Raw genomic sequence first — 3,348 nt, 5'->3', positions numbered from 1 at the left:
CGGGCCCGTCCCGTCGGCGGAGGCGGCATCCTCCCCGCCGCCCCCGCCGGGGCCGCCGCCGGCGTCGGAGGCGTCGCCGATGGTGATCCCGGCCCGCTCCTGCGGGGCCTCCTCCTCGACGGAGGGCAGCACGGCGAGCGCGGCCGCGGCGAGCGCGACGGACACGATGATCCCGGTGGTGCGAAGAGCCTTCATGTCGGCGAGGCTCCCAGCACGCGATGAGACCCCTGTGAAGGGTCGATGAGAGGGCTCTCATGAACCCGCTTCCTGGGCCGTGGCCTGCGGCGACGCGCCGTCGAGAGGGGCGGCCGGTGAGACGCGCGGCCGGACCGCGGACCCGGCCGGAGAGCGGGTGCGGCCGACGGGGCCTCGACCCGCGAGGGCTCGGCCGGCGGGGGCGCTCAGGCGGCGGGGTCGACCATCTTGTAGCCCGCCCCGCGCACGGTCACCAGCCGGGGCGCGCCGAGCTTGCCGCGCAGGTAGCCGACGTACACGTCCACCACGTTCGAGGCGCCGTCGTAGTCGTAGCCCCACACCTTCGACAGCAGCAGGTCGCGGGTGAGGACCTGGTTCGGGTTCTCCAGGAACACGCGCGCCATGGTGAACTCGCGCGAGGACAGCTCCACCTCGCGCGGGGCGCCGTCGACGGTGCACTCGGCGATACGGCTGCGCAGGTCCAGGGACAGGTCCCCGAGGGTGAGCACGTCGGCGCTGACGGCGCCGGCGCCGGCGGTCGCCTCCCGGGCGCGCAGCTTCACCCGCGCCAGCAGCTCCTCGAAGCGGAAGGGCTTGGCGATGTAGTCGTTCGCGCCGCTCTCGAGCCCCTGCACCGTGTCCTCCACGCCGGTGCGGGCGGTGACCATCAGGATCGGGATCTGCACGTCCATGTCGCGCAGCGCCTTCAGCACCTGGAAGCCGTCCATGCGCGGCAGGCCCACGTCGAGGATCAGCAGGTCGAACTCCCCTCCGGAGGCGAGGTCCAGCGCGGCGATGCCGTCCTCCACCACGGTGGTCGCGTAGCCGTTGGCCTTCAGGCCCCGCTCCATGAAGCGCGCGATCCGCGCCTCGTCCTCGGCGATGAGGATCCTCATCCCTGCTCCCTCCGGGGTGGCTCGTCGGTCTCGTCGTCGGAGCGGTGCGTCGCCCGCGTCCCAGTATGATCGCTCCCGGGCTCCGCACCCTCGCCGACAGCCCTGGGGGCCTCGGCGCTGAACTGCGGGAACACGATCGTGAAGGTCGATCCCCTGCCGAGCCGGGAGAGCAGCCGCACCGCCCCTGCGTGGCCCTCCGCGATCGCCTGCACGATCGGCAGGCCCAGCCCGGAGCCGGCGCCGCGCGCGCTCTCGGCCCGGGTGAAGCGCTCGAAGACGCGCTGCTGGTCCTCCTCGACGATGCCCACGCCCTCGTCGCGCACGCTGACGTGGATCTCCGGCCCCTCGGGCCCGAGCACCTGGTCCACACCGAACCAGATCCGGCTCCCGTCGTCGCTGTAGCGCACCGCGTTCGCGGCGAGCTGCACGACGGCCTGGGTGAGGCGCTGCTCGTCGGCCTCGGCGACCACATCGGCTGTGCGCTCGAGGATCCACTCCCGCTCCCCGATGTGCTCGATGCGGGCGAAGGCGGAGCGGGCGAAGGAGGCGAGGTCCACCGGGCGGAGCTTCACGTAGTCGGGGCGGCTGGAGGCGGCGAGCTCGGAGAGGTCCCCGACCACGCGGCCCATCCGGTCCAGCTCCTCCATCGCGATCTCGTGCGACTCGGCGACGTCATCGGGGTCCTGCACGTCGGTGGTCTCCAGCGTGCCGCGCACGATGGTGAGCGGGGTGCGCAGCTCGTGGCCGACGTCGCTCATGAAGCGGCGCTGCTCGGCGAAGCCCTCCTGGATCCGCTCGAGCATGCGGTTGAAGTTCTGGGCGAGCGCGGAGAGGTCGTCCCCGCCGTCCGGGACCTGCACCCGGTGCTCGAGATCCGTGACCGTGACCTGCTCGGTCGCACCGCGCAGGTCCACCAGCGGCCGCAGCAGACGCCCGGTGACGACATAGCCCACCCAGCCGGCCAGCAGCAGCACCAGCACGGACATCCCCGAGAACAGCGCCACGCTCTGCCACAGCTCGCGTCGCTGCGCGCCGATGTCGTTGGCGACCACGAACACGCCCTGCTGCTCGTCGCCGGCCACCGAGACCGACGCGATCAGCACGCGCAGGTCCCGGCCGTGGGCTTCCATCGGCACGATCACCGTCCTGTCCGGCACCTGCGCGTCGAGGATCTCGGCCAGAACCATCTCGGACTCGGCCGTGACCGCGGCGGCGTCCGCGTGCGAGGCGTCCTCGGGCGGTTCGGGCAGCAGCGCGAAGTCCTGCTGGCGGGGCTGGTAGCGCGGCTCCCCGTCGATCAGGGCGATCACCGACTCGTGGTCGGAGGGGGCGGCGGAGTCGGTGGCGTTGACCAGCACGCTGTCGGCCGTGGTGTGGATCGTCTCGCCCTCCGCGTCGGTGGAGTTCGCGATGAGGGACAGCTCGCTGTGCTCCTGCCACAGCTCGGCGTCGATCCGCTGGTCCAGGGCCCGGAACTGCGCGGCGAAGGTGAGCACGCCCGTGACGGCGAGGCCGCCGGCGATGAAGACGAGCAGGGTCGAGAGCACGCGGGTGCGGACCGTCCAGCGGCTCGGCCCGCGCGGGGTGCGGGTGCGGGACGGGCGGCGCTGGGTGCGGGTGCCGATCGGGCGGGTCTCGTCGGCCACCACGTGCTCCTCCCGCTCGTGCTCCGGATCCCACCCGATCCCGGAGCGGGACGGCGCGGGGGGCCATGGTCGGCTGATGGCGTATACGGCACCACTATGCCAATAACGGCATAGAGGTACGCCATGCGCCATCACCTGACCATCCCCCGTCCGACGGGGCCGACGGGGCCGGCGGGGAGGGACAGGCGCGGAGCAGGCTGGGGCGGGCCGGGACAGGGCGGGACGGGTCGGGGCGGGCAGGCCGTGAGACGCCGGGACCCGGGAGGGGCCGGGCGACGCGTGGTCGCCCGGCCCCTCGGGTCCGCCCCGTGGATCAGTCGCGGCCGAGGCGCCGCTTCACGATCCCGACGATCCCGCCGCGCTCCTTGATCGACCGGCCCTTCCGGCCCTGGCCGGCGGCCCCGGAGCCGGAGCTGCCGCGCAGGTCGGGACGCCGCTGGGCGAGGTCCCGCTGCTGGTCGGTGGGCGTCGCACGACGGCTCGACTCGCGACGGCCATGGGCTGCCGACGTGCTGCCGCTCGCCCCAGTGCCGCTGCTCGCCCCGGTCCCGCCGTTCGCTTCGCCACCGGTCGGGCCGCTGCCGGTCTGGCCGCCGCCCGCCGCGGTCCTG

3 protein-coding genes and 1 pseudogene are annotated in these 3,348 nt (G+C 73.9%); all 4 read right to left on the bottom strand.

Features of this window, described 5'->3' with window-relative positions:
- Positions 1–195 (bottom strand): annotated as a pseudogene (locus HMPREF3159_RS11780) (hypothetical protein); the annotation flags it as partial.
- A gap of 206 nt (positions 196–401) precedes the next feature.
- Positions 402–1,091 (bottom strand): response regulator transcription factor, encoded by a 690-nt coding sequence (locus HMPREF3159_RS11775; protein WP_070501180.1) that lies wholly within the window; start codon positions 1,089–1,091, stop codon positions 402–404.
- Positions 1,088–2,737, bottom strand: a complete 1,650-nt coding sequence (locus tag HMPREF3159_RS11770; protein ID WP_246821625.1) for a sensor histidine kinase — start codon at positions 2,735–2,737, stop codon at positions 1,088–1,090. Before HMPREF3159_RS11770 ends, HMPREF3159_RS11775 begins: the two co-directional genes overlap by 4 nt.
- A gap of 313 nt (positions 2,738–3,050) precedes the next feature.
- Positions 3,051–3,348: hypothetical protein (locus HMPREF3159_RS11765; protein ID WP_371441708.1), on the bottom strand; the 298-nt coding region annotated here is incomplete at its 5' end.

Origin of the sequence: Brachybacterium sp. HMSC06H03 (genome assembly GCF_001807385.1) — a bacterium.
Lineage (GTDB): Bacteria > Actinomycetota > Actinomycetes > Actinomycetales > Dermabacteraceae > Brachybacterium > Brachybacterium conglomeratum.
Note: the sequence above shows the minus strand (reverse complement) of the source record. Positions and strands in the feature narration are given on the sequence as shown.

Bases quoted from the DNA above. Each gene is read 5' to 3' on its own strand.
- HMPREF3159_RS11775 (WP_070501180.1), bottom strand. From the start codon at position 1,091: ATGAGGATCCTCATCGCCGAGGACGAGGCGCGGATCGCGCGCTTCATG.